The sequence below is a fragment of the Shewanella sp. KT0246 genome (genome assembly GCF_019654955.1).
GTDB classification, from domain to species: domain Bacteria; phylum Pseudomonadota; class Gammaproteobacteria; order Enterobacterales; family Shewanellaceae; genus Shewanella; species Shewanella goraebulensis.
In genome coordinates, this window is sequence record NZ_BPEV01000036.1 from 1 (window position 1) to 23,743 (window position 23,743).

The 23,743-nt window shown below is 39.7% G+C and carries 22 protein-coding genes; 20 read left to right on the forward strand and 2 right to left on the reverse strand.

Annotation, left to right across the window (positions count from 1 at the left end):
• Positions 1–386 precede the first annotated feature (386 nt).
• Positions 387–3,062: a TonB-dependent receptor gene (locus K5Q58_RS16330; protein WP_220754967.1), complete on the forward strand. Its 2,676-nt coding sequence runs from the start codon at positions 387–389 to the stop codon at positions 3,060–3,062.
• 125 nt (positions 3,063–3,187) lie between these two features.
• On the opposite strand, the gene K5Q58_RS16335 is transcribed toward K5Q58_RS16330, so the two are convergent.
• A complete protein-coding gene (locus K5Q58_RS16335; RefSeq protein WP_220754968.1) occupies positions 3,188–3,556 on the reverse strand; it encodes a TraR/DksA C4-type zinc finger protein in 369 nt (122 codons plus the stop codon).
• 154 nt (positions 3,557–3,710) lie between these two features.
• Complete coding sequence (locus K5Q58_RS16340; protein WP_220755004.1) at positions 3,711–4,658, reverse strand: tRNA-dihydrouridine synthase; 948 nt, start codon at positions 4,656–4,658, stop codon at positions 3,711–3,713.
• A 315-nt stretch (positions 4,659–4,973) separates the two neighbouring features.
• Between K5Q58_RS16340 and K5Q58_RS16345 the strand changes: the two genes are divergently transcribed.
• The 19 genes from K5Q58_RS16345 (at position 4,974) to adk (ending at position 23,740) form a co-directional block, all read left to right on the forward strand.
• On the forward strand, positions 4,974–5,378 hold the full coding sequence (locus K5Q58_RS16345) for a hypothetical protein (protein WP_220754969.1): 405 nt from the start codon (positions 4,974–4,976) through the stop codon (positions 5,376–5,378).
• A gap of 140 nt (positions 5,379–5,518) precedes the next feature.
• Positions 5,519–6,358 (forward strand): DUF692 domain-containing protein, encoded by an 840-nt coding sequence (locus K5Q58_RS16350; protein ID WP_220754970.1) that lies wholly within the window; start codon positions 5,519–5,521, stop codon positions 6,356–6,358.
• Positions 6,358–7,137: a DUF2063 domain-containing protein gene (locus tag K5Q58_RS16355; RefSeq protein ID WP_220754971.1), complete on the forward strand. Its 780-nt coding sequence runs from the start codon at positions 6,358–6,360 to the stop codon at positions 7,135–7,137. The genes K5Q58_RS16350 and K5Q58_RS16355 overlap by 1 nt, the downstream gene beginning before the upstream one ends.
• A 318-nt stretch (positions 7,138–7,455) precedes the next feature.
• Positions 7,456–7,821: a YbaN family protein gene (locus K5Q58_RS16360; protein WP_220754972.1), complete on the forward strand. Its 366-nt coding sequence runs from the start codon at positions 7,456–7,458 to the stop codon at positions 7,819–7,821.
• Positions 7,822–7,979: 158 nt separating this feature from the next.
• On the forward strand, positions 7,980–8,531 hold the full coding sequence (apt, locus tag K5Q58_RS16365) for an adenine phosphoribosyltransferase (protein ID WP_220754973.1): 552 nt from the start codon (positions 7,980–7,982) through the stop codon (positions 8,529–8,531).
• 369 nt (positions 8,532–8,900) lie between these two features.
• Entirely contained in the window at positions 8,901–11,687 is a 2,787-nt protein-coding gene (gene dnaX / locus K5Q58_RS16370; RefSeq protein ID WP_220754974.1) for a DNA polymerase III subunit gamma/tau, read from the forward strand.
• A 130-nt stretch (positions 11,688–11,817) separates the two neighbouring features.
• Entirely contained in the window at positions 11,818–12,147 is a 330-nt protein-coding gene (locus K5Q58_RS16375) for a YbaB/EbfC family nucleoid-associated protein (RefSeq protein WP_153916128.1), read from the forward strand.
• Between the two features lie 201 nt (positions 12,148–12,348).
• Entirely contained in the window at positions 12,349–12,834 is a 486-nt protein-coding gene (locus tag K5Q58_RS16380) for a DUF7000 family protein (RefSeq protein ID WP_220754975.1), read from the forward strand.
• A gap of 81 nt (positions 12,835–12,915) precedes the next feature.
• Entirely contained in the window at positions 12,916–13,269 is a 354-nt protein-coding gene (locus tag K5Q58_RS16385; protein ID WP_220754976.1) for a hypothetical protein, read from the forward strand.
• A 79-nt stretch (positions 13,270–13,348) separates the two neighbouring features.
• Entirely contained in the window at positions 13,349–13,729 is a 381-nt protein-coding gene (locus K5Q58_RS16390; RefSeq protein WP_220754977.1) for a hypothetical protein, read from the forward strand.
• 171 nt (positions 13,730–13,900) lie between these two features.
• Positions 13,901–14,290, forward strand: coding sequence for a DUF1801 domain-containing protein (locus tag K5Q58_RS16395; protein WP_220754978.1), 390 nt, complete (start codon positions 13,901–13,903; stop codon positions 14,288–14,290).
• Positions 14,291–14,554: 264 nt separating this feature from the next.
• Entirely contained in the window at positions 14,555–15,475 is a 921-nt protein-coding gene (locus K5Q58_RS16400) for a DMT family transporter (RefSeq protein WP_220754979.1), read from the forward strand.
• Between the two features lie 376 nt (positions 15,476–15,851).
• Positions 15,852–17,861 carry a methyl-accepting chemotaxis protein gene (locus K5Q58_RS16405; RefSeq protein ID WP_220754980.1) on the forward strand — a complete coding sequence of 670 codons (2,010 nt, stop codon included), beginning with the start codon at positions 15,852–15,854 and terminating at the stop codon, positions 17,859–17,861.
• 337 nt (positions 17,862–18,198) lie between these two features.
• Positions 18,199–18,696, forward strand: coding sequence for a hypothetical protein (locus K5Q58_RS16410; RefSeq protein WP_220754981.1), 498 nt, complete (start codon positions 18,199–18,201; stop codon positions 18,694–18,696).
• Complete coding sequence (locus tag K5Q58_RS16415) at positions 18,689–18,940, forward strand: helix-turn-helix transcriptional regulator (RefSeq protein WP_220754982.1); 252 nt, start codon at positions 18,689–18,691, stop codon at positions 18,938–18,940. The genes K5Q58_RS16410 and K5Q58_RS16415 overlap by 8 nt, the downstream gene beginning before the upstream one ends.
• Before the next feature lie 299 nt (positions 18,941–19,239).
• A complete protein-coding gene (gene recR / locus K5Q58_RS16420; protein WP_220754983.1) occupies positions 19,240–19,839 on the forward strand; it encodes a recombination mediator RecR in 600 nt (199 codons plus the stop codon).
• Between the two features lie 215 nt (positions 19,840–20,054).
• Entirely contained in the window at positions 20,055–21,974 is a 1,920-nt protein-coding gene (gene htpG / locus K5Q58_RS16425; protein ID WP_220754984.1) for a molecular chaperone HtpG, read from the forward strand.
• A 124-nt stretch (positions 21,975–22,098) separates the two neighbouring features.
• Positions 22,099–22,962, forward strand: coding sequence for a tetratricopeptide repeat protein (locus tag K5Q58_RS16430; protein ID WP_220754985.1), 864 nt, complete (start codon positions 22,099–22,101; stop codon positions 22,960–22,962).
• A gap of 133 nt (positions 22,963–23,095) precedes the next feature.
• A complete protein-coding gene (gene adk, locus K5Q58_RS16435) occupies positions 23,096–23,740 on the forward strand; it encodes an adenylate kinase (RefSeq protein ID WP_220754986.1) in 645 nt (214 codons plus the stop codon).
• Positions 23,741–23,743: the final 3 nt, after the last annotated feature.

The window sequence follows — 23,743 nt, forward strand, 5'->3', positions numbered from 1 at the left end:
AAGAAATAATCCATTAACTTTTTATTTTCACACTGTAAGTTTTTAAGGCTATTTTCTGCGTTTTTTTTACATTTGTTTCAGTATGTTAGTTAGCTCTAACTTGGTGTAAACAGGTGTAGCCTTTTGTATCACTTTGGGTTAGTTACTGACTGGTTGCGTAAGGGTTCTATTAACCACTTGTTTTGCAGGGGTATATAGTTATTTGCTGTGATCTGGCTCTCGCTGAAACGTATCAATTTGTACCTTGGTGGTTAAATTTATGTGTTGCTTGTTGAATGATTTATGTTGATTTAACAGTATCGAGTTGAGGTTATTAACTTCGGTTTAACTAAATAAAACAATAAAAAGTCAATGTGTTAGCAAAACTAACATCCAGGGAGATTTACATGAGTTCATTAACGTTAACAGCTAAGGCGATTCGTCGCAGTATTCTAGCTGCGACAGCAGCATCGGTTGCCTTTTCAGGTGTAGCATTTGCTGAAGAAGTAGAAAAAGTAGAGCGTATTGAGGTGACTGGTTCACGTATTAAGCAAGTGGATATGGAAACGTCTTCGCCTGTTACCGTATTAAGTGCCGCAGATATTGCACTTACAGGTGAAAAAACAGTTGCTGATGTACTTAACAACTCATCTATTAACGCATTCGGTTCATGGCGTGGTACGTCTGGCTATGGTTCAGGTGCAAGTGCTACGAGCTCAATTAACATGCGTGGCCTTGGGTCGCAAGCTACATTAGTATTACTTGATGGTCGCCGTATGCCTGGTACTAGTTCAAGTTCTGGATCTACAGCGGATACGTCACAAATACCAATCGCTATTGTAGAACGTATTGAAATTTTACGTGATGGTGCTTCAGCTGTTTATGGTTCTGATGCAGTAGCTGGTGTAATCAACATCATCACTAAAAAAGAATTTGAAGGTGTGCAATTAGATTACAGTGTTGAAATGCCTGATGTTGAAGGTGGTGACGCAACTCGTTTCTCTATTGCAACTGGTTACAACACAGATAAAGGTAACATCACTTTCACATACGAGTACTATGATACCAAAGCTGTAATGGATCGTGATATTTGGAATATGGATGATGATTCTTACGGTGATTATAGTTCATTCAGTTCAGTACCAAATGGTTATTACAACACTGGTAAAGTAGATGAAAATGGTGATGACATTTATGACTTCTACTCAAACTCTGAAATGTGTGATGAAACAGAAAATGTTGTAAACGGTACAGATGGCAATAACAATGGTCGTTGTTATTACAGTTATGGTGAAGTGACCAAACTTTTCGGTGATATGACGCGTAACTCGTTCATGACTAACTTTAGTTATGACATTACTGACGACATTCAATTCCGTGGTCGTGGTTCTGCATCATTAAGTGAAACTAACACTCGTTATGCTGGTACACCTGTTTCTACTAACTATCCAGTTATGTCTGCTGATAATGCCTATAACCCAACTGGCGAAGACATGACAGTATATATGCGTTCTGTGCAAATCGGTGAGCGTGATACCTTAACTGAAACCAATAACTACGATATGTTAGGTGGTTTTGTTGGATTCGCTGATATCGGCAACGGTATCGATTGGGAAATCAATGCTCAATATTCAGGCTCAACAACTAACTCATTTAATTACAATTTGATTAATGATGACATTATTCAAAGCGAAATCGATACTGGTAATTACGATATCTTCAACACCAGTGGTTTGAGCTATGATGAGTGGGATCAATCGATGACTGCACTTTATAGCGCAGCAAATCATACCGGTGTTTACCAAGGTAAATTCGATAGTACTCAGATTGATGGTTTAGCTTCTACAACATTTATTGATAATGACAACTTCACACTTGCTATGCTAGTTGGTGCTGAATATGAAATGATCAACTTTAAGCAAACTTCAGACCCAGAATCAGCAGCAGGTATTATCTCTGGTGGTTCAGGTGGTGATGATGTCGATGCTGAGCGTGACCGTACTGCTGCATATACAGAAATCCAAATGGGCTTACCAGCTAATATCGATGTTTCGCTAGCTGTTCGCTACGAGCGTTATGAGCAAGAGGGTTCGTTAACTGGTGCTACTGGTGTAGTGACTAACTCTTCAACATTTGATGCTGTTGTACCTAAGATTGGTGTGAGCTGGCGTCCAGTTGACAGCTTATTAGTCCGTGCAAGTTATGGTGATTCATTCCGAGCGCCTAATATGGGCGAGATGTTCTCATCTCAGTCGTTAAGCTTTGAAACTGCATATGACTCAGTATGGTGTGAAGAAAACAACGGTTCAGATGCTAACTACTGTGCTACAGGTAACCAGCATAAAACATGGTTTGGCGGTAACCCAGACTTAGAAGCTGAAGAAGGTAACTCGCTAACATTAGGTGCTGTTTGGAATGTCACAGATGCTTGGAGTGTTGAGCTTTCTTACTACGACATTACTTACGACAACAAGATTGAAGCAGTAAGTGCTACAGATGTTATTCGTGATGAAAAACTTAACGGCAGTTCAGACTTCGTCACTCGTGGAGCTGATGGTAAAATTGAATACATAGAAAGTGGCTACATCAATATGTCTTCTGTTGTAACCAGTGGTTTAGATTTTGCCACATCATATAATTTAGAAACTGGTTTCGGTGACTTTAACTTCAAAGTCGATATGACACACGTATTAGAATTTGAAGAGCAAGCTGATTCAGAATCTATTGCAATCGATTACGCAGGTATTCAGGATTACCCACAATGGCGTGGTAATTTAGCAGCAGCTTGGTACTACAACGACTTTAACGCTGCTTGGACTACTGTGTACATTGGTAGTCAATCAGGTCAATACTGGCGTGATCTAGGCTATGATTATATTACAGATACACCTGATTACTTTAAACATAATATCCAATTTGGTTATTCTCACGATTGGAATGGTTCTATCACAGTAGGTATCAATAACGTATTTGATGAAGAAGCACCAACTTGGTACGACTTCTCAGGCTACCGTGACGTGAATACTGACTTGTATGATGTACTAGGTCGTACTTACTACCTACGTATCAATCAAAAATTCTAAAGTGAAATTTAGCTAATAAAAACCTCCGCGAGTCGGAGGTTTTTTTATGGATGATACTCATCAAATAGTTGATTATTGAAAGTCAAAAGCTAAAAAGAAGGGAGATTAATAAAGGGCTAAGAAAATTAGTGGCTTAAGCGAAGTTCTTGACGGTGTTCTTGGCGGTGTTTTTCTCCACACTTGGCGCAACGTTGTTCTGTCGGATCGGCAGCTAATCTTTGTGCTTCAATTTCAGACTCACAATCAGAACATAAACCGTATAGGCCAAGTTCAAGCTGACAAAGGGCTGCATCGAGGCGAGTCAGTTGAGCAAATAAAGGGATGTCAGTTAGCTTTTGGGCACTCATTAGCTCAATGAGTTCAGTCAAGCTCATATTAAAGTGAATTTGAGCCGCACTATTAACATTCACCTGCTGGTTAAGTTGATGCACTAACTCATATTTAAGTTGTGCTTCTTTTTGCATTAATGTCTGTTGTATCTCTTCAATGCTCACAAAAGGGCCTAATTTTTAATCTCTTTACTGGGTATATTAGTCTAACGCTAATCAATTCTATTGTTATGATGGAGATCAAACCTATGCTTCATTTTAGTGAACTAACATTAAGGTTTGTTTATATTGAATCTAAACAATAAATTCGCAAATTCAATTAATGGCTATTTTGTTTATAGGCTTTTTCTAAAATTTTCACTATATCATCTGTCGTTTTCATTACTCTTAACTCTCTGAACAATATGTCAGCTTCAGGGTATTGCTTATTAAGATAGGTAAACCATTGTTTCACTCGAGCTGGATAGTAATCAGCTTTTTTACCAATAAGCTGTTTTTGGGTATAGCTCAGCAGTAAACTTAACGTTTGCGACCAGGTATAAGGCGCAACACCATCTTTGATGGTTGCGGCTAAATTAGGCAGCGACATGGCGCCGCGTCCAAGCATAATATTGTCACAGCCTGTGACTTCCATGCAGCGTTTAGCATCTTCAGCACTCCAAATTTCACCATTGGCAATCACAGGAATAGGTAAGCGTTCACGCACTTCGGTGATGTACTCCCAATAAGCTGGCGGTTTATAACCGTCCACTTTACTGCGGGCATGAATTGCAAGTTCTGTGGCGCCGGCTTCATATACAGCTAATGCATTTTCCATGAACAATGATTTGTCTTCAAAACCGAGTCGGATTTTAGCTGTTACGGGTTGCTCTGCAGGTACAGCATCACGCATGGCTTTTACAATGTCGTGAATGGTGTCAGGGTATTGCAGTAATACAGCGCCACCGTTACTGCGGTTGACCATTTTAGCTGGGCAGCCAAAGTTAGCATCAACCCCTTGTGAGCCCAATTCAACGGCACGTTGGGCATTTTCAGCCATCACACTTGGATGTTGTCCTAGTAATTGAATACGAACAGGTGTGCCTGATGCTGTAAAACCACCGTTATGGAGTTCAGGGCACAGTTTGTAGTACACCTTTTCTGGTAGTAATTGACTTATCACCCGGACAAATTCAGTGACGACTAAATCATAGGAATTAATTTCAGATAAAATTTCTCGCATCAAATCATCAATGACGCCTTCCATTGGAGCTAATACTACGCGCACGGCTGAACCTGTTGTAAATAAAAGGAGCGCCATTTTAGCGACTTTCGTTTTTTATACAAATTCATTTCGAAACAGTAAATAAACTTTAAAACGGCTTTGGTGAAATATTAATCTTAAATATCAGCTTGATAGATTGTTTTTTTACACTATGATTACAATTGAAATGAACTCTCTAGCAAGAAATTTTAAAAATATTTATGACTTAGATCAATTTTTGTGAAATAAAAGTAAACGGTTGTAGGTCTAATCAATTGTAAGCCAGCACTGTTAGCTGTTGGTCATCATTATAAAAGTTTAAATATAAGGAAGAATATTATGAACTCAGTAAAACAAACAACAGTAGCAATGGCTTTAGGCGCGGTAGTATTAACGGCTGGTGTATCAACTTCAGTTGAAGCTAACCCATTTGGTTTTGAGCAAATGAGTGCAGGTTACCAACTTGATGGCGGTGATGAAAAAGCCAAAGAAGGCAAGTGCGGTGAAGGTAAGTGCGGCGGCGACATGAAAAAAGCCAAAGAAGGTAAATGTGGCGAAGGCAAGTGCGGCGGCGACATGAAAGCCAAAGAAGGCAAGTGTGGCGAAGGTAAATGCGGCGGCGACATGAAAGCCAAAGAAGGTAAGTGTGGTGAAGGTAAATGCGGCGGTGACATGAAAAAAGCCGCAGAAGGGAAAGCTAAAGAAGGTAAGTGTGGTGAAGGTAAATGTGGTGGTGCTAAGTAATTTTTTTACTAGCATATAAACTTTACATCCATAACATTTTTTACCCCATTGAATGTTTAATGTGAATGTAAAGTACGTCATGATAAGGCCTGTTATGCAGGCCTTTTTAATTGATAAAAAGTAACAAACGGAGTGTTGTAATGACAGAGCAAGCTAAAGTTGGACTGGGTTTACGCCGAGAGATGCTTGATGAGTTTTGTCAGCAGGTACCAGATGAGATTAACTTCTTTGAAGTGGCACCAGAAAACTGGATGACTTTAGGTGGGAAATTTGGCAAACAGTTTAGACAGTTAACCGAACGGCATGAGTTTTTTTGTCATGGTTTATCACTCTCAATTGGTAGTCCTGAAAAGCTTGATACCGAGTTTGTTAAAAACATCAAAGCCTTTCTCGATTTACACCAGATCAATATTTATTCAGAACACCTAAGTTATTGCTCTGGTAACGGTCATATGTATGATTTGATGCCTATTCCATTCACGGAAGAGGCGGTCAGTTACGTGGCTAAGCGTATTAAACAAGTTGAAGATATTCTTGAGAGGCCATTCATACTTGAAAACGTGTCTTTTTACGCCGCTCCAGGTGCGCAAATGAATGAACAGCAGTTTGTTAATGCTGTTTTAACGGAAGCTGACTGTAAATTGCTTTTAGATGTTAATAACATTTACGTCAATTCAATTAACCACCAATATAATGCTGCTGAGTTTTTGACATCAATGCCAACTGAGCGCATCGAGTACATGCATATAGCAGGGCATTACGAAGAAACTTCCGAGCTAATGGTGGATACTCACGGCGCGGATGTGATTGATCCAGTTTGGGCATTATTGCAACAAAGCTATCAGCAACACGGTGTGTTTCCAACCTTGTTAGAACGAGATTTTAATATCCCTAAAACGCCAGAGCTATTGCTGGAAATTAATCAAATTCATCAATATCAGCAGCAAACGTTAGCCTCGTCAAAAGCAAGGAGTGCTTAATGAATTTTATTGACACTCAGCAATCATTTATGGACTACATTCGAGATCCTAGTCGGCCGTTACCTTATGGTATGACTTTAGAGCGAATGACGGTATATCGAGAACTATTTTTTAATAATATAAATGGTTTTGTATCGGGTGCTTTTCCAGTATTAAAGTCTCTATATACAGATGAAGCCTGGCTCAAGCTTATTCAACAGTTTTTTGTCAGCTTTGACTGTAAAACCCCAATTTTTATAGAAATTTCTCAAGAGTTTATCGCGTTTTTACAAACTCAATATCAAACTGTGGATTATGACCCACCATTTATGATTGAACTGGCGCATTACGAATGGCTTGAGTTATATATCGCTACTGTTTTTGATAATGAAAAAGAACAATCAATAACCACCAAAATGCTCACCGAGATGCCATTATCACTGTCAGTAAAAGCCACTGTCACTCAGTATCATTATGATGTGCAACATATTAGTGTTAATTATCAGCCAACAGAACCAAGCGAGCAGCCTTATAGCTTTTGTGTCTATCGTGACGAGGCTGATGAAGTTATATTTTTACAGTTGAACCCGCTAACAGCGCAAGTATTAGGGTTTATCAGCCAATCACAAGCTTGTTATCTGAATGATATTATCGTTTGGCTGCAAACATCTTATCCTCAAATGAGTACTGAAACCTTGTCAAACGGCTGCTTACAGATGCTCCAACAACTGGCTGAAAAGGGCATTATCTGCACTTTAGCTGATGCACAACAGAACAACTCAAAACACACAGTTATTTAAGGGTTTTTATTGACCATCTTTTTACTTACAATAGCGCGAATTTTGTGATCTAGTTCACGCTGCCAGAAGGTGGTTAACATTACTCTTAGGAATCAAATAACATGAGTCAGCCGTTTAAAGACCCATTTAACATTTTGTATTTTATTGGTTTTATCCTTGTTTTGCTATTACCAACATTACCAGCTTCTATTTCAGCGTTGAGACTTGCAGGCTTAATTTAACTGTTAATCTCAGTTATTATACTGGGCTATTTTTAATAGCATCGGTTATCCAAAAACCATTCTATTGAATGGTTTTTTTGATTTTGCATGGAGTGATATGTCGTTAAAGCGCGGCTTTTTTGTAATTGTAGGTTTAACCAGCGTAACATTAGGTACCATTGGTATTGTGGTGCCGCTGTTGCCAACAGTGCCTTTTATATTACTGGCAGCGTATTGTTTCGCACGATCCAGTGACAGGTTACATCATTGGTTGATGACCCATCCATGGTTTTCTCAAGGTTTAAACGATTGGCAAAACAAACGGTCGATCAATAAGAAGTTAAAGCGTAAAGCGATGATAATGACCACGCTGAGCTTTGTAATCAGTATCGCAATAGTGCCATTATTTTGGGTACAGATAATGTTAGTTTGTATGTTATGTGTACTACTGATTTTTATGTGGCAGATCCCAGAGTTAGACTAAAAGTTGCTAGTATTTTGCTCGTTAGTTGCAACTCACTTAAAACATGCTTACTATCAGCCAAATCGAGTGATATGCCAGATACTATTTTTGCAATTTCAGTTTAATGAGTATTGCCAATCTGGCTATTAATCCATTCCTTTTTAAATAGACTACACAATATGACTATGAATCCAGCAAGTTTAGCGTTAATCAAAGATAGCATTAAAGCCATTCCTGATTATCCCATTCCAGGCATTATGTTCCGCGATGTGACCAGCTTATTAGAAGATGCTGAAGCTTATAAAGCTACTATCGCTTTATTCGTTGAACATTATAAGTCGCTTGGATTCACAAAAGTTGTAGGAACTGAAGCCCGAGGTTTTCTATTCGGTGCGCCATTAGCACTTGAATTAGGTATTGGTTTTGTACCAGTACGTAAGCCAGGCAAGTTACCTAGAAAAACAATTGCGCAAACTTACGATCTTGAATACGGCAAAGACACCTTAGAAATTCACGTTGATGCCATAAAACCAGGTGACAAAGTATTAGTGGTTGATGACTTACTAGCAACTGGCGGAACAATTGAAGCGACAGTTAAGTTAATTCGTGAACTTGGCGGCGATGTTGCTCATGCGGCATTTGTTATTTCATTGCCTGATATTGGCGGCGAGAAACGTATTGAAGCCTTAGGGATCGACATTTTGACCTTGTGTGAGTTTGAAGGCGAGTAATTTGATATCCTAGATAAGGCAAATAAGGGCAGTGCTAAAATGGCGACCATTTAGCGCTGCTTTTTTATGCCTGTTATATAGCTCTGCTACCTATTTAAACCACTATTGGTAACGTTTGCATTGGTATGTAAAGGTTTATAGTACTTAATGGGAATATAGCGATAAACTTAGTCTAAATCTTCGCCAAACCCGCCCGACAAATGGCGTATCTATTGTGTATGCATAGCGCGTCAATCTGTTGCATGTTATTGTTAATTTTTATTTTCGGATACTGACTTTAGATACCGTTTTTAGATACCATATCTTACATACCGTATTTATTACAGTGACTATAATTTATCCCGTTTTATATAAAGCTTGGGGAATTCCATGTCTTATCAGGTGTTAGCCCGTAAGTGGCGCCCTGCAAAATTTGAAGAAATGGTAGGGCAGTCACATGTCTTATTGGCTCTTACAAATGCATTAACTCAGCAGCGCTTACATCATGCATATTTATTTACTGGCACTCGAGGTGTCGGTAAAACCAGTTTAGCTCGGCTATTTGCCAAGGGACTTAACTGTGAGCAAGGCGTAACCTCTACGCCCTGTGGAGTGTGCTCGAGTTGTGTTGAAATTGCCCAAGGTCGATTTGTTGACTTAATCGAAGTCGATGCCGCGTCGCGTACCAAAGTGGATGACACCCGTGAGTTACTCGACAATGTCCAGTACAAGCCTTCACGCGGTCGCTTTAAAGTGTACCTTATCGATGAAGTTCACATGCTATCGCGCAGTAGTTTTAATGCCTTGCTTAAAACACTTGAAGAGCCACCTGAGCATGTGAAGTTCTTATTGGCGACGACAGATCCACAAAAATTGCCAGTAACAGTGTTGTCTCGCTGTTTACAATTTAATTTAAAAAGCCTTTCCCAAGATGAAATATCTAAACAATTAGACTTCATCTTGACTCAAGAGCAACTTGAATACGAACCCCAAGCTCTTTCTTTATTGGCAAAGGCTGCTAACGGCAGTATGCGTGATGCGTTAAGTTTAACGGATCAAGCCATTGCATTTGGTAGTGGTCAAGTCATGCATCAGCAAGTGCAGACTATGTTAGGCAGTATTGACGCCCAACAAGTTATCGCACTTTTAAAAGCCCTGTGTGATGCAGACGTTGCTAATTTAATGGTAACAATTCAGCAAGTATTGAGCTTTGGCGCTGATGCCGATGAAGTGCTGCGAAGTTTACTCGAGTTACTCCACCAAATTACCTTAGGCCAGTTTGCTCCAGCTGCCGCGCAGCAATCACTTTACAGCGAGCAAATTCTAGCTTTCGCTGAGCAACTAACTCCTGAGCAAGTACAGCTTTATTACCAGTTGTTACTCACTGGTCGTAAAGAGCTGGCATTTGCCCCTGATCCTAAATCAGGGTTAGAAATGGCATTACTAAGAGCTATTGCCTTTGTGCCTGAAAAAGCTGTAAAACGTTGGCATACCGATGATGCTGCGCAAGTGTCATTACCTGCTGCGCCAAGTGCAGAAGCTATTGCTGAAGCTGTTTCAACGTCAGAGCTAAAACCAGAAGCTCAAGAAGTTAAACATACTGAATTAGAGCCAGAATCTAACCTAGAACCTAAACTAGAGGCTCAATCAGACGAAGCGCTTGCTGCTGAACAAGCAATACTATTAAGCCAAGCAAGTAGCTTAGGTTTTAATGCTAATTCAGAACCAGAGCAGGAAACAGAGCTTGCAACTAAACAAAAAGCTGTATCAGTCACAGAGCAAAAATTAACGCAGTCAAACACTGAAACAGCACCTGCTGAAGCGCAAGTTCAAGTAAACACCCCTACAGCTGACGATGGTAAGCCGCAATCTACTGCGCAGTCTTTAACAGAGCCTGAAATTAAACCTGAACATAAAACAGGACCTTTAAATCAGCCTCAAGCGCAGTCAAATGACAGTGATGGCATGCCAATGGATGCTTATGAGCAATTTGCCCAAGCAAGTGAAGAAGGCTCAATGGATGATTATCAACACGATGATATGAATTCATTTTCAGCCTCTTCGTTTGATGATAGCCAGTTGATGGTAAGTCATTCAACTAATAACGCGCCGCAAACTCAAGTCAATGAGACTAAAGCTGCGCCAGAGCCAACTGCAGAAGAAGCGGCGGACTTAGATGCGCTGCTTGATGCTGTACTGGCGACCAATGATTCATTAAAAGCTGATTTAACAACACTTGCCACAGAAGGTGAACAAGTAAAAAAGCAACAGGCGGCAGCGAATCCTAGTATTAAGGTACCCGCACCACGCAGTAAAATTGCCGCAGAAGGAAATGCACAAACTGAATCAAACCAGCAATCAAACTCGCATTCAGAAGATCATTCATCTAACGCGACTTCTGCCGAAACAGATGAAGTTAAAAATGGGAATGATAGAGCGCCTTGGAATAAGCCTGAAGGTGCTGTCGAGCCACCAATGGCTCAAGCTCAGATAACTAAAGAGCAATTATTAACTAAAGCTGAATCAACTGAGCAAGTCGATACAGCTTCAGTTAAGACAGAGACTGTATCATCTTCATTATCGAATGATGCCACAAATAACATAGTGGATAGTAACGAAGTTAATGCTAGTGAACAGAGTGATGCCTTAGCTCCATCACAAACAACTCCATCACAAACACCTCTGTCGCAAGTGGCGCCATCAACAGCAATTGCTGTCAGTGGTGAACATGAAATATCAGGTGATGAGCTAGACTTACATTGGTACAAGGTGATGGCATCATTGAGCATTGGTGGCCGAGTACGGCAGTTGGCAGTCAATTCTGTTTGCCAGCGATTGGAAAACCCAATCCCATTATTATTAAAGCCGGATCAAAAACATTTGGCTGCTGATGTGGCGATTGAGCAACTTCAAATCGCATTATCTGAGCATTTAGGCGAACCAACAACAGTATCAATTACAGTTGGTTTAGACAGAAAACATGAAACACCGCTAGAATTAAGAAAAAGATTCCATCGTGAGTTATTAGCTAATGCAAATTACGCTTTAATTAATGATGACAAAGTACAATGGATGTTCACACGATTAGCTGCACAGTTAAATCCTGATACCTTGGTGTATCCAGCAGAGAAGTTACAAGCCATTGGCCAACAAATTCCTGCTTTAGTCGCACAATAATTGCGCGAAAGCGCTAGCGGCTTCAAAAGTTTGATAGCAATAAACTGAGATTTATTGCCAATTTATTTTTTTTCAGTAAGATTAGCCCCACTTTGGCTGCTTGCTAATAACCTAATTAAGAGAAAAGACTATGTTTGGAAAAGGCGGTATGGGCAACTTAATGAAACAAGCCCAACAAATGCAAGACAAAATGGCTAAAATGCAAGAAGAAATCGCTCAGTCAGAAATGACTGGTGAAGCGGGTGCAGGTTTAGTTAAAGTGACCATGACAGGTGCACACAACATCCGTAAAGTTGATATCGACCCAAGCTTAATGGAAGACGACAAAGAGATGTTGGAAGATCTTATCGCTGCAGCATTCAACGACGCAGCACGTCGCATCGAAGAAAATCAAAAAGCTAAAATGGCAGAAGTGACTGGCGGTATGCAATTACCTCCTGGAATGAAAATGCCATTCTAAGACTACAAGTATCTAGCTAAGCAATATGCAGAGTTAGAAGCTAGTTAAGTTTAAATGAAAGCCCAAGTCATCGACTTGGGCTTTTTTGTGGGCGACGATTGACTTAATATTTCGTTTTGTTATGCCATTTGTTGATGAAATTTCCCTTTGGTATATGGTTAACTCATGCAAGGAAAATAGCTGCTAATTCTGCGAGTAATTATGAAAAATTTAAATGACATTGTTGCAGTTTACCAAAATGAGCTTCGTAAGGGAGACATAATCGTTGCATATAACCAGTTAGTTAAACTTATGATGAATACCAGAACGGAGCTTGTAAAAGAGCTAGGGCATCAATTTTCGTTTGCAACAATCCTTCATGGTTATATGGATTACACGTATTTCTATTACACCAATGATTTTTTAAAGAGTAAAAAGCTTAAGCTAGGTCTTGTACTTAATCACTTAGAGATGAGGTTCGAGGTTTGGTTGTTGGGTAATACCATCCCAATCCAAAAAGAATATTGGAACTTGCTAAAATCTACCAAGTGGAACAAATATAAAACTGAAATGCCTCAATATTCAATAATTGAGGCTGTAATAATCGCTAAACCTGATTTTAATAATTTAGCGTTACTGTCTCACCATATTCATCAGAATATGATACGAGTATCTGATGAAATCATAGAGTTACTTGAAAATACTTAATATGAAATCAATAACAAAGTGAACAGTATTGAGCTCATACAGCATTATCATTGAACTAAGGTTATTAGCTAAGGAAGGCTTATGGTTATCTTAACGGTATTTAATGTAATTAAGTGTTTATCGATTTTATCTCTTTTGGCAATGACTTGGCGTTTTTGGGGAAGTGGGGTTACTGCAACTATTCTAATGATGCTCCCATATGCGGTGGTTTATTTATTATCGAATAAAAATACTTATTCCACTTCGTTAAAAACGACTTGCAGAGCTTTAGCTGGCTTTTTTGTTTCAATACTGGCGATAGGTTTATTGTTTGGGATTGACCCAGATCCTCAAGCTGGAATAGGTGTTATGTTTGGTGTCAGTCTCCAATATGGGGTTATCTTTATCTCTGAAGCTATTATTGGCATGGCTGCTATGTATGAAAAAAACAAATAAAAAAGCAGGCATTGAGAGTATGATAAGTAACGCTATAAATCATGCTTCTTCTCTATAGTTTAACGAGGTAACAGTGATAATGTCGGTTAAAAAACATTTTCAATTGTTAGTCTATAGCTTTATTACTTGGCTGAGTTTTTACTTAATTGGCTTACCTGATTACTATCAACAATGGTATTTAGAAGCTAAACTAATTATCGTGCCTTTGGTGACACTGGCTTACTTTCCTGTTACTCGCTATACCCTTAATAAAATGTGGGACGACAACAAGCATTTTGTAAACTCGTGCTGGCTCGCTTTTTATCTCACCCTTCCATTGTTCATTTATGATTATTTATTGCTAGCGCTATATAAAGATCTCGGTATTCAGTTTGTTTACCCATACTGGTATTTAACATTCTTTTACTTCTCTTTTTGGATCCAGTTTCCATACATAGGTTGGAAAATGGAACATAGCTGATGTTTGTCTTTTGTTAGATAAAAGTAGTTTTTGAAACTCCCTTAGCTTGATGTTCAAGAAGTTATTTTGTACTAAAGTTAATTTATGCATCAGTTAATAAATGCATCCGCAAAAATATACTTTGTTAGTTATGGCTTTGTATTACTAACCATCATTGTAAAAGGAGTTTAAATGACTGAGGTTGAACAATTCCTGTCGAATATTGACAAGGAAACAAGAAAATCAGACGCTCACAATTTACTGACTATCTTGGAAGAAGTATCAGGATACAAACCGTATTTAACTGGCAGTATTATTGGTTTTGGCCAATATCATTATCGATATGAAAGTGGCCGAGAAGGAGACTCACCAGTCATTGGTTTTTCGCCCAGAAAACAAAACTTAGTGGTCTATATTATGCCAGGTTTTAATGAGTTTGAGAGCTTACTTAAAAACCTTGGCAAGTATAAGTTAGGTAAATCGTGTCTATATATTAATAAGTTATCTGATTTAAACTTAGATGTGTTTAAAGACATCGCTCGCTTGTCAGTACAATACATGCAGCAAAAGTATCAATGTTGAGCAAAAGGGCAGAAAAGAAGGGTAGAACGGAAAGGTAGAACTGGAAGTGCAGAAAGAAGGCTAGAAAATGAGGATAGAAAGCTTAACAAGCCAGAGATGGCTTTTATATTCTCACAATGGCTGCAGGTACAAAAAAATACGTAGAAAGAATCAACAAAAAGTATCTACAAAAAATAACTACAAAAAGTAACTACAAAAAGTAACTACATTTCATTGTATATCTTCAGTAGATGGCGAGAGAATTAAGTTGAAATATCATCTCTTATGAAAACCTTTGTTTATACGCTGTTAGCATTACTCGCGTTTGCGGGAAACTCCATTTTATGTCGAGTCGCACTGGGAAACGATCTTATCGATCCTGCAAGCTTTACAGCAATTCGGTTATTGTCAGGAGTAGTGGTGTTAGTTGTTATTTTGCAATTGGCAAATTGGCGACAAGTCAATTCGACTGACGAGGAAAAGTTACGAAGCAGTCGCCATTCAACTGCAGGTTTTAAATCATACCATCCTCAAGCTATCTCTAAAGGTAGTTGGAAAGCCGCCTTGATGCTATTTATTTATGCAATTACCTTCTCATACGCTTATACCTCCCTAGATACAGGAACTGGTGCGCTAATTTTATTTGGTACAGTCCAAATGACTATGATTGTTGTCGATGCTATGTCAGGTCAAAAACTGCATTTTGCTGAGTGGTTTGGTGTCATGATTGCCTTTGCAGGTTTTGTTTACTTAGTCATGCCAGGCGCGAGTGCACCTTCAATATCTGGTTTTGTATTGATGGCGGCATCTGGTGTTGCTTGGGGCTTATATACCCTTGAAGGTAAGCGGTCTCGCGAACCTATTAGCGATACCAGTTTTAACTTTATCCGCACTTTGCCACTGGTGTTCATTTTATCGATGGCAACTATCTCGTTTTCGACAATAACACCTACAGGAGTTTTATTAGCGATAATCTCTGGCGGCCTCGCATCGGCTGTGGGTTATGTCATTTGGTATACAGCATTAGCTGGATTATCTGGAATTCAAGCTGGTGTGGTGCAATTACTGGTACCAGTTATAGCGGCCGTTGGCGGGGTGATATTTGCTGATGAAGTGTTTACTTTAAGGTTAGCTATATCATCATTGGTGATTTTGAGCGGGATTATGACTGTGCTTTTAGGTAAATACTATTTCAATAAGCGTTAGTTTTTAAACATTAGTAAGTGAGCATACCCGAACCATTTAGGTTAAAAAGGGTTATTACGACAGGTTTAGACGCATTTTGTTTTGCCTATCGATAAGTGACTAGAATGTTAATTGTCGATGAGAGTGAAAGTGTGAACATGGTATGTTGTTGATTAATAATGGCAGTATTTGATTTTTTGTTGGTTTTTTATTACAAAAAGATACTGAGCTATTGTATGATGAAAATACTTCAATCGTTCTGTGTTTGAAAGTAGAACAATAATAAATATCACACAGTGTGCGTTGTCTTGAGCAGATTTTAAGTAAATTTAGGCTTGTTGATTAAGGCCACGCCCTCTGTGTTTGATAAAAAACTTAAATCCCAGGGTATGTATTTATGAAATCTAGACAATCGGTGGCACGTAAAGTGCTCTTTTCCGTTTCTGGCATCATTGCAGTTATCGCCATTATCGTTGCTTATGCTGTAACCACTTATCGCGCTGAAAGTGTTGAACAATCGGTTATTCAAGAGATCAGGCGTGCGACTCAAGAAACATCGAATGGTATTCATGAGTTCTTTAGAGAACGTAGCCGAGTGGTTACTTCGCTTAAAGGCAACTCTTTCGTTAATGGCTGGTTCAGCCAATACACCCAGCGTGGCTCAGACATTGATAGTGATCCTCAATATCAAAACTTGGTTAAACTATTCAAACACGAGTCTGCTTATGACCCGATGATAAAGTCTGTATTTTATGCACCTGCTGCCACACAAGAGTATTTTGACATCAATGGTCGCTACAACGACTCAGCCTATTTCACAGGTAAGCGACCTTGGTGGGGAGAAGCGCTAAAGAAAGATCGACTTTTTATCACGAACCCAGAAATTGATGCTAATGACGGTTCTATTGTTACATCTATAAAAACAACGGTTTATGGTTATTCTGGCCAACTACTTGGTGTGATGGGCATCGATATCTTAGCGTCTGAAATTAAAAGTGGCCTGATTGATACCATGACGTTTGAAAACGAAGGCTTTGGTTTTTTGTTTACCCGCGAAGGGCAAATTATCTCTTTTCCTGATAATCAGAACCGAATAGATATGAGCCAGCTGCCGAAATTGGATCGCGTTGATAGCATTTTCAATGACGCAAATGGATTTGGCCAATTACTTAGTGACAGCCAAGATACAAAAGAGCTGATCAGTGAAGTGACCTTTAAGGGGGAAACCTACCTTGCTTATGTCACCTCAGTGAATGATGATGTTCAAGCGCTCGACTGGCGAGTTGGCTTCATGGTGCCAATGCATGTTATCGATGACCCTGTGTTTGACACCATAGTGTCATCAATCATTATGGTTTTATTGGTGATGCTAATTACCTCTGCAGTAATCTTTTTTACTATTCAAAAACTCCTGACTACACCACTTAACCGTATCGTTGCCGCAATGGATGATATTGCTTCTGGTGAAGGTGACTTAACAAAACGAATTGATATTAATAGTAATGATGAGCTTGGCCAGTTAAGCGACTCATTCAATGCCTTTGTACAAAATATTCAAGCCATTATTGGCCAATGTAATAATACGACAGAGCAGGTTATGAGGGAGTCTGACAATGTGAGCATCTTGGTCAACGACTTTACAACGACTGTGAATACTCAAAAAGGTTATATCGAACAAATCGCTACCGCAGCCACACAAATGACGCAAACGATTCACGGTATCTCTGATAATGCACAAACATCGCTAGATTACGCTACACGAGCGACAGAAGAGTCGTCACAAGGGAGCCAGCTTGCTGATAACGCAAACACCTTGATGGAAGATCTTACTGAAGAAGTTGGCAATGCGACTGAGGTTGTGAGTGATTTACATAAAAACTCTGAGTCTATTTCTGAAGTGTTAGAAGTGATCAAAAACATTGCTGAGCAAACCAATTTACTGGCACTTAATGCGGCGATTGAAGCGGCAAGGGCGGGTGAGCAAGGACGTGGCTTTGCCGTTGTTGCTGACGAAGTCAGGACCTTAGCGAGTCGAACTCAAGATTCAACCGGCGATATTGAGAAGATTATTGCCAAACTACAAGAGTCTGCTTCAAGCGCGGTATTAGCGATGAATCAAGGTAAACGCAAAACAGATCAAGGCGTAGAACTTATTAGTAAAGTCAGCGATAAACTTGCGCAAATTAATCAAGCTATAGCACTGATTAAAGAGCAGTCGAATGAAACCGCATCGACCATCAAAGAGCAAGCTTCTGCATCAGATGAAATTACTAAGCAAACCGTTTCTGTAAACCAGTTAGCTGAAACTGCTGTGTCACAAACGGAAGAAATGGCCACTAAAAGTAAAGCCCAAAAGGACATTACTCAAGAGCTGACTCAGACGATTTCACAATTCAAAGTGGCATAGTTCATGTCATATTTAATGAATAGCACCTGAGTTAGTAAACGGCTTATCATTTTCCAATAAAAAAGGAAGCTTAATCGCTTCCTTTTTTATTGCTGTCAGTTAAGTAACCCTATAACAAATCTAGCGGTTAGCGAGGTTCCAAAAAAACAAACTATCCCCCAAAACAATGAAAAGTCGACAGTTGCTAAGTGCCTAGCATTGGTCTGTACCTTTATATCGAATACAACTTAAGTACTTAATACTTTACTTCAGGTTAAAAATATTTGACATGAAAAAAAAGTAAGCTTAAATTAATCATAAGTTAAAAATATTTAACATGAAGTGGGGTTTGGTTAACATGAATATTAAACATAAATTATTTCAGTGGCTGCAAGAAACCAGTTTTAGGGAAGTTACGTTATCGGTGGATTTATTGGTGACGGCATATATTTTTTATATTTATATTAATCGTATGTATTATGCGAGCGCTGAAGAACTTGCATCAACTGTATGGATTTCTGGTGTTTTATTAGAAGTCATTATCTACTCAGTCGTATTAATGGTTATCAGTTATATCCTGCTTGCATTTGTTAGTGACGATGAACTGAATCAGCCCATGGATGTGCGTGAGAAACAGATTAACCTTGTTGGTTATAAATATTCTGCAATGATTTTGCAGGTAGGTGTGGTGTTGGCGATTGTGCAATACAGTTTGGATCAACAATCAGAAGCCTTATTTTTTGAGCCTATCCCACATTTACCTTTGCACATTTTGTTAGTGGCATTTCTTGTTGCTGAAGTCGCTCATTATGGCGTGCAGTTGTACAAAGGTCGCACGGGAGAGATTTATGGGTAAAAATGATCAAGGTGGTGTTGGGATCACTAACTCAATTCGTACCTTACGTTTTTTACATGACGAAATGACCCAAAAGCAACTTGCTGAGCTTATCGGTGTCACTAGACAAACGGTAATGGCTATCGAATCAAATAAGTATTCGCCGACATTAGAAGTCGCGTTCAAGATTGCTGAGGTATTTAATTTACCTCTTGAAGAGGTGTTTCGCTATCGATCTGCAAACGATAACCTACAAACAGACTAGCTGTTTGTAGGTTTTTATTAGGATGATGAGTTGCTGCTATCTACTATCACTTCTTGAAAGTAATAAACGATAGTAGTGAATGATAGTACTGGCAGCTTGAGATGAGCTGCGGTGAGGTTAATGGTTCAGCATGAATGATTCACAGGGTTGTAAAGCCTAACCGCGCTTTCAGCTCAGATACTCTTTGCAATCTTTATCGCTTACGATAATAATCACCCATTCATTTAGCTGATAAATGTAGAGTCAGCCAATCCCATTTTTATGAAGTGCAATAGCACTGTTAAGGCCAGTATTAGGTTATGAAATTTAGTCCGCTAGTTGATGAATTAATTGAGTCGTTACGTTGTTTACCGGGTGTTGGACCTAAGTCTGCCCAGCGTATGGCGTTTCAGTTATTAGAGCGTAACCGTAAAGCGGGTCAAAAGCTGGCGAATGCATTAGAGCGATCAATGAGTGAAGTTGGTCATTGCCAAGCATGTCGAACTTTTACTGAACAAGAGCTATGCCCAATCTGTAGTAGCCCAAAGCGTGGTAATGCAGGTGTTATTTGTGTTGTTGAAACGCCAGCAGACGTATTAGCTATTGAAGCTGGTGGTCACTTTATGGGGCGCTACTTTGTGTTATTAGGGCATTTATCCCCCCTTGATGGTGTCGGGCCTGAAGAGTTAGGTCTTGCGTTACTTGAAAAGCATTTGTCGTCAGAAGATGTCACCGAGCTTATTTTAGCGACAAACCCAACGGTTGAAGGTGATGCAACAGCGCACTTTATCGCCGATATCGCTCGTCGTCATAATGTGGTTATCAGCCGTATTGCTCACGGCGTGCCAGTGGGTGGCGAGCTTGAATATGTCGATAGCACTACTTTGGCATTATCATTTAACGGTCGGATCCCGCTATAGACATTATATTAAACGTCATAACTTTTGACGTGAAGTAGATAAAAAAGGGCTAATTTAGCCCTTTTTGCGTTTTTTTTAGCCATCAGAAAAAAATCCCCTTGAAAACGTAATTTCACGCCCCATTTCCTAGGTAACAAAGAATTTTAGTTTTATTGAGCATACCGAAATGGTTTCAATAAAATTGCTGTATTAACGTTAAACCAAGGGAAATTTTCATGTCTCAACAAGAAACACATGGCTTTCAAACCGAAGTAAAACAACTTCTTCATCTGATGATCCATTCTTTATATTCAAATAAAGAAATTTTCTTACGTGAACTAGTTTCAAATGCGGCCGATGCTGCAGACAAGTTGCGTTACCTTGCCTTAACTGACAACACCTTATTTGAAGATGATACAGAACTTCGCGTTCGTATTAGCACCGATAAAGAAAAAGGCACCGTTACGATTGAAGATAACGGTATCGGTATGACACGTGATGGTGTGATTGAACATTTAGGTACTATTGCTAAATCAGGTACTGCTGATTTCTTCAAAAACTTATCTGGTGAAGAGTCAAAAGACTCGCAACTTATTGGTCAGTTCGGTGTCGGTTTCTACTCTGCATTTATCGTTGCCGACAAAGTTACTGTTCGTACTCGTGCTGCAGGTGCTGATGTTAACCAAGGTGTGGTGTGGGAATCAGAAGGTGAAGGCGACTTTACTGTTGATACCATCACTAAAAACAGCCGTGGTACTGAAATCACGCTGCATTTACGTGACGAAGAAAAAGAATACGCAGACGATACACGTTTACGTTCAATCATTACTAAGTACTCTGATCATATCTCAGTACCAGTAGAAATGTTTGAAGAAGGTACGCCAGCGGTTGAAGCGACTGAAGAGGGCGGTAAAGCTATTCCTGCTACTGAAGGTCAGTGGAAACCAATGAACAAAGCTACTGCGCTTTGGACTCGTAGCAAATCTGATATCTCTGATGAAGAGTATCAAGAATTCTATAAGCACATTTCGCACGATTATGGCGATGCTGCGAGTTGGTCTCATAACCGTGTTGAAGGTAAGCAAGAGTACACTAGCTTACTGTACATTCCGAGCAAAGCGCCGTGGGATATGTTTAACCGTGATGCTAAAAATGGCCTTAAATTATTTGTTCAACGTGTATTCATCATGGATGACGCTGAGCAGTTCATGCCGACTTACCTGCGTTTCGTTAAAGGTCTAATCGATTCAAATGATTTACCGTTAAACGTGTCGCGTGAAATCTTACAAGATAACAGTGTGACAAAAGCACTACGTGGTGGTGTGACTAAGCGCGTACTGGGTATGCTTGAAAAAATGGCTAAAAATGATGCTGAAAAGTATCAGGCATTTTGGGCTGAATTTGGCCAAGTATTAAAAGAAGGTCCAGCTGAAGATTTCGCAAACCGTGAACGTATCTCAGGCCTATTACGCTTTGCTTCGACTCACAATGATACCCCGGCGACTGATGTATCTTTAGATGATTACATCAGCCGTATGAAAGAAGGCCAAGATAAGATTTATTATATTGTTGCCGACAGCCATGAAGCCGCAGCAAACAGCCCACATCTTGAATTGCTGCGTAAAAAAGACATTGAAGTACTCTTAATGTCAGAGCGTATCGATGAGTGGTTAATTAACCATTTAACTGAATTTAAAGACAAGAAACTGCATTCAGTGACTCGTGGTGATTTAGAGTTAGGTGAGTTAGAAGATGCGGCTGAAAAAGAAGCACAAGAAAAATTGGCTGGTGAAGCTGAAGGTTTAGTTGAGCGCATGAAGACTGCTTTAGGCGCTAAAGTAGCTGACGTTAAAGTGACTTCACGCTTAACTGATACCCCTGCTTGTGTGGTTGCTGGTGAAGGTGAAATGTCATCGCAAATGATTAAGCTAATGCAGTCAGCAGGTCAGCCTGTACCTGAGTCTAAGCCAACGTTTGAAATTAACCCGCATCATCCACTGGTTGAGCGTTTAAACAACGAACAAGATGAGCAGTTATTTGCTAACTGGGCAGATTTATTACTGCAACAAGCACAGCTTTCAGAAAAAGGTAGCTTAGCGGATCCTTCTGCGTTTATTAAGCTAACCAATGAAATGCTAGTAGCAAGCTTGAAGTAAGCACAGTTCATCCTGTTACTTAGTAAGTTATAACCAAAAAGCGGACCCAGTGTCCGCTTTTTATTAGCAATCATTTTTAGCCAGTGTGATACTGAGTTAATGGGATAGCTAACAAGGATCCGAGATGGAACATATAATTAATTTAACCAAAGATAACATCCAGCAAGTGGTTGATGCCTCGATGGATAACTTTGTTGTTATGTCTTTTTGGGCGCAGCAACAGCCTGAAAGTGTGCAAATGCTGCAAGTGATGGAGCAAATTGCCAACGAGCAAGCAGGTCGCTTTATTTTGGCTAAAGTGAATTGTGAAGCAGAGTTAGAAATTGCGAATTACTTCCAAATTCAAAGCTTGCCGACTCATTTGGTGCTCAGTAAAGGCCAGCCTGTTGATGGTTTTGCTGGCACGCAAAGTGCTGCGCAAGTCAACGAGCTACTGAATAAGCATTTACCTGCTATGTGGGTGCAAGATTTAAATGCGGCTAAAGCAATACTTGTTGAAGATAAACCAGCTAAAGAGAAGCTTGAAGAAGCATTGGCGCTATTAAAAAGTGCTTATGCTGAATCTGAGCAGAATGGCGCAGTGGCATTGGTCTTAGTTGATGTATATTTGCAGCTTGGCATTTTAGCTGACGCTAAAACCTTATTAGAGACGATAGGGCTTGCGGACCAAGATAGCTATTATCAAAACCTTAAAGCCAAGCTTGCGCTAGCTGAGGATGCGGCTGATACGCCTGAAATCCGCCAGTTACAACAGGCACTAGATCAACAACCTGATAATACAGACATTTCAATTGACCTTGCTAAAGCGTTAAATCAAGCAAATCGCGGCGAAGAAGCATTAGAAAGCTTATTTGTGATTTTGCAAAAAGATTTATCAGCGGCCGATGGCAAAGTTAAACAAGTGTTTATGGAAATACTGACTGCTTTAGGGCAAGGCAATACCTTTGCCAATCAGTATCGCCGCCGTTTATACAGCTTACTGTATTAAACAGAACCCTTATAAGTACGCCGAGGCGTATTAGATATTGGTCTAACTCTTTCGCTTTTTGCCTTCTAAAGACAGGCTAAATGTGCGAGAATCGCGGCCTAAAAATATGAAAGCAATAAAGAGGACTTTTGAGATGCGCATTATACTATTGGGTGCCCCTGGTGCCGGTAAAGGCACACAAGCTCAGTTTATTATGGAGCAATACGGTATCCCACAAATCTCAACTGGTGACATGCTTCGTGCTGCAATTAAAGCTGGCACAGCATTAGGCTTAGAAGCAAAATCAGTGATGGATGCAGGCCAGTTAGTATCAGATGACCTAATTATTGGTTTAGTTAAAGAGCGTATTGCACAAGATGATTGTGTAAAAGGCTTCTTATTAGACGGTTTTCCGCGCACTATTCCTCAAGCAGATGCGATGGTTGCTAACGGTATTGAAATCGATCACGTTGTCGAAATTGACGTACCAGACGAAGAAATTGTTAAGCGTATGAGTGGCCGTCGTGTTCACTCTGGTTCTGGTCGTGTTTATCACATCGTTTACAATCCACCTAAAGTGGAAGGTAAAGATGATGTGACGGGTGATGATTTATCAATCCGTCCTGACGATGAAGAAACAACAGTACGTAAACGCCTTGGTATTTACCACGAGCAAACTAAGCCGTTAGTAGAGTACTACGGTAAAGTAGCTGCTGAAGGTAACACTCAGTACACCAAGTTTGATGGAACACAAACTGTTGCCGCTGTTAGTGAGCAAGTTAAACAGTTACTAGGTTAATTA

What these genes read in the sequence shown, in the direction of transcription:
- K5Q58_RS16375 (WP_153916128.1), top strand. Translation starts at nt 11,818, where the DNA reads ATGTTTGGAAAAGGCGGTATGGGCAACTTAATGAAACAAGCCCAACAA.
- K5Q58_RS16360 (WP_220754972.1), top strand. Translation starts at nt 7,456, where the DNA reads ATGTCGTTAAAGCGCGGCTTTTTTGTAATTGTAGGTTTAACCAGCGTA.
- K5Q58_RS16350 (WP_220754970.1), top strand. Translation starts at nt 5,519, where the DNA reads ATGACAGAGCAAGCTAAAGTTGGACTGGGTTTACGCCGAGAGATGCTT.
- K5Q58_RS16380 (WP_220754975.1), top strand. Translation starts at nt 12,349, where the DNA reads ATGAAAAATTTAAATGACATTGTTGCAGTTTACCAAAATGAGCTTCGT.
- K5Q58_RS16405 (WP_220754980.1), top strand. Translation starts at nt 15,852, where the DNA reads ATGAAATCTAGACAATCGGTGGCACGTAAAGTGCTCTTTTCCGTTTCT.
- K5Q58_RS16395 (WP_220754978.1), top strand. Translation starts at nt 13,901, where the DNA reads ATGACTGAGGTTGAACAATTCCTGTCGAATATTGACAAGGAAACAAGA.
- K5Q58_RS16355 (WP_220754971.1), top strand. Translation starts at nt 6,358, where the DNA reads ATGAATTTTATTGACACTCAGCAATCATTTATGGACTACATTCGAGAT.
- dnaX (WP_220754974.1), top strand. Translation starts at nt 8,901, where the DNA reads ATGTCTTATCAGGTGTTAGCCCGTAAGTGGCGCCCTGCAAAATTTGAA.
- htpG (WP_220754984.1), top strand. Translation starts at nt 20,055, where the DNA reads ATGTCTCAACAAGAAACACATGGCTTTCAAACCGAAGTAAAACAACTT.
- K5Q58_RS16385 (WP_220754976.1), top strand. Translation starts at nt 12,916, where the DNA reads ATGGTTATCTTAACGGTATTTAATGTAATTAAGTGTTTATCGATTTTA.
- K5Q58_RS16390 (WP_220754977.1), top strand. Translation starts at nt 13,349, where the DNA reads ATGTCGGTTAAAAAACATTTTCAATTGTTAGTCTATAGCTTTATTACT.
- adk (WP_220754986.1), top strand. Translation starts at nt 23,096, where the DNA reads ATGCGCATTATACTATTGGGTGCCCCTGGTGCCGGTAAAGGCACACAA.
- recR (WP_220754983.1), top strand. Translation starts at nt 19,240, where the DNA reads ATGAAATTTAGTCCGCTAGTTGATGAATTAATTGAGTCGTTACGTTGT.
- K5Q58_RS16400 (WP_220754979.1), top strand. Translation starts at nt 14,555, where the DNA reads ATGAAAACCTTTGTTTATACGCTGTTAGCATTACTCGCGTTTGCGGGA.
- K5Q58_RS16345 (WP_220754969.1), top strand. Translation starts at nt 4,974, where the DNA reads ATGAACTCAGTAAAACAAACAACAGTAGCAATGGCTTTAGGCGCGGTA.
- K5Q58_RS16330 (WP_220754967.1), top strand. Translation starts at nt 387, where the DNA reads ATGAGTTCATTAACGTTAACAGCTAAGGCGATTCGTCGCAGTATTCTA.
- K5Q58_RS16415 (WP_220754982.1), top strand. Translation starts at nt 18,689, where the DNA reads ATGGGTAAAAATGATCAAGGTGGTGTTGGGATCACTAACTCAATTCGT.
- K5Q58_RS16430 (WP_220754985.1), top strand. Translation starts at nt 22,099, where the DNA reads ATGGAACATATAATTAATTTAACCAAAGATAACATCCAGCAAGTGGTT.
- K5Q58_RS16410 (WP_220754981.1), top strand. Translation starts at nt 18,199, where the DNA reads ATGAATATTAAACATAAATTATTTCAGTGGCTGCAAGAAACCAGTTTT.
- apt (WP_220754973.1), top strand. Translation starts at nt 7,980, where the DNA reads ATGACTATGAATCCAGCAAGTTTAGCGTTAATCAAAGATAGCATTAAA.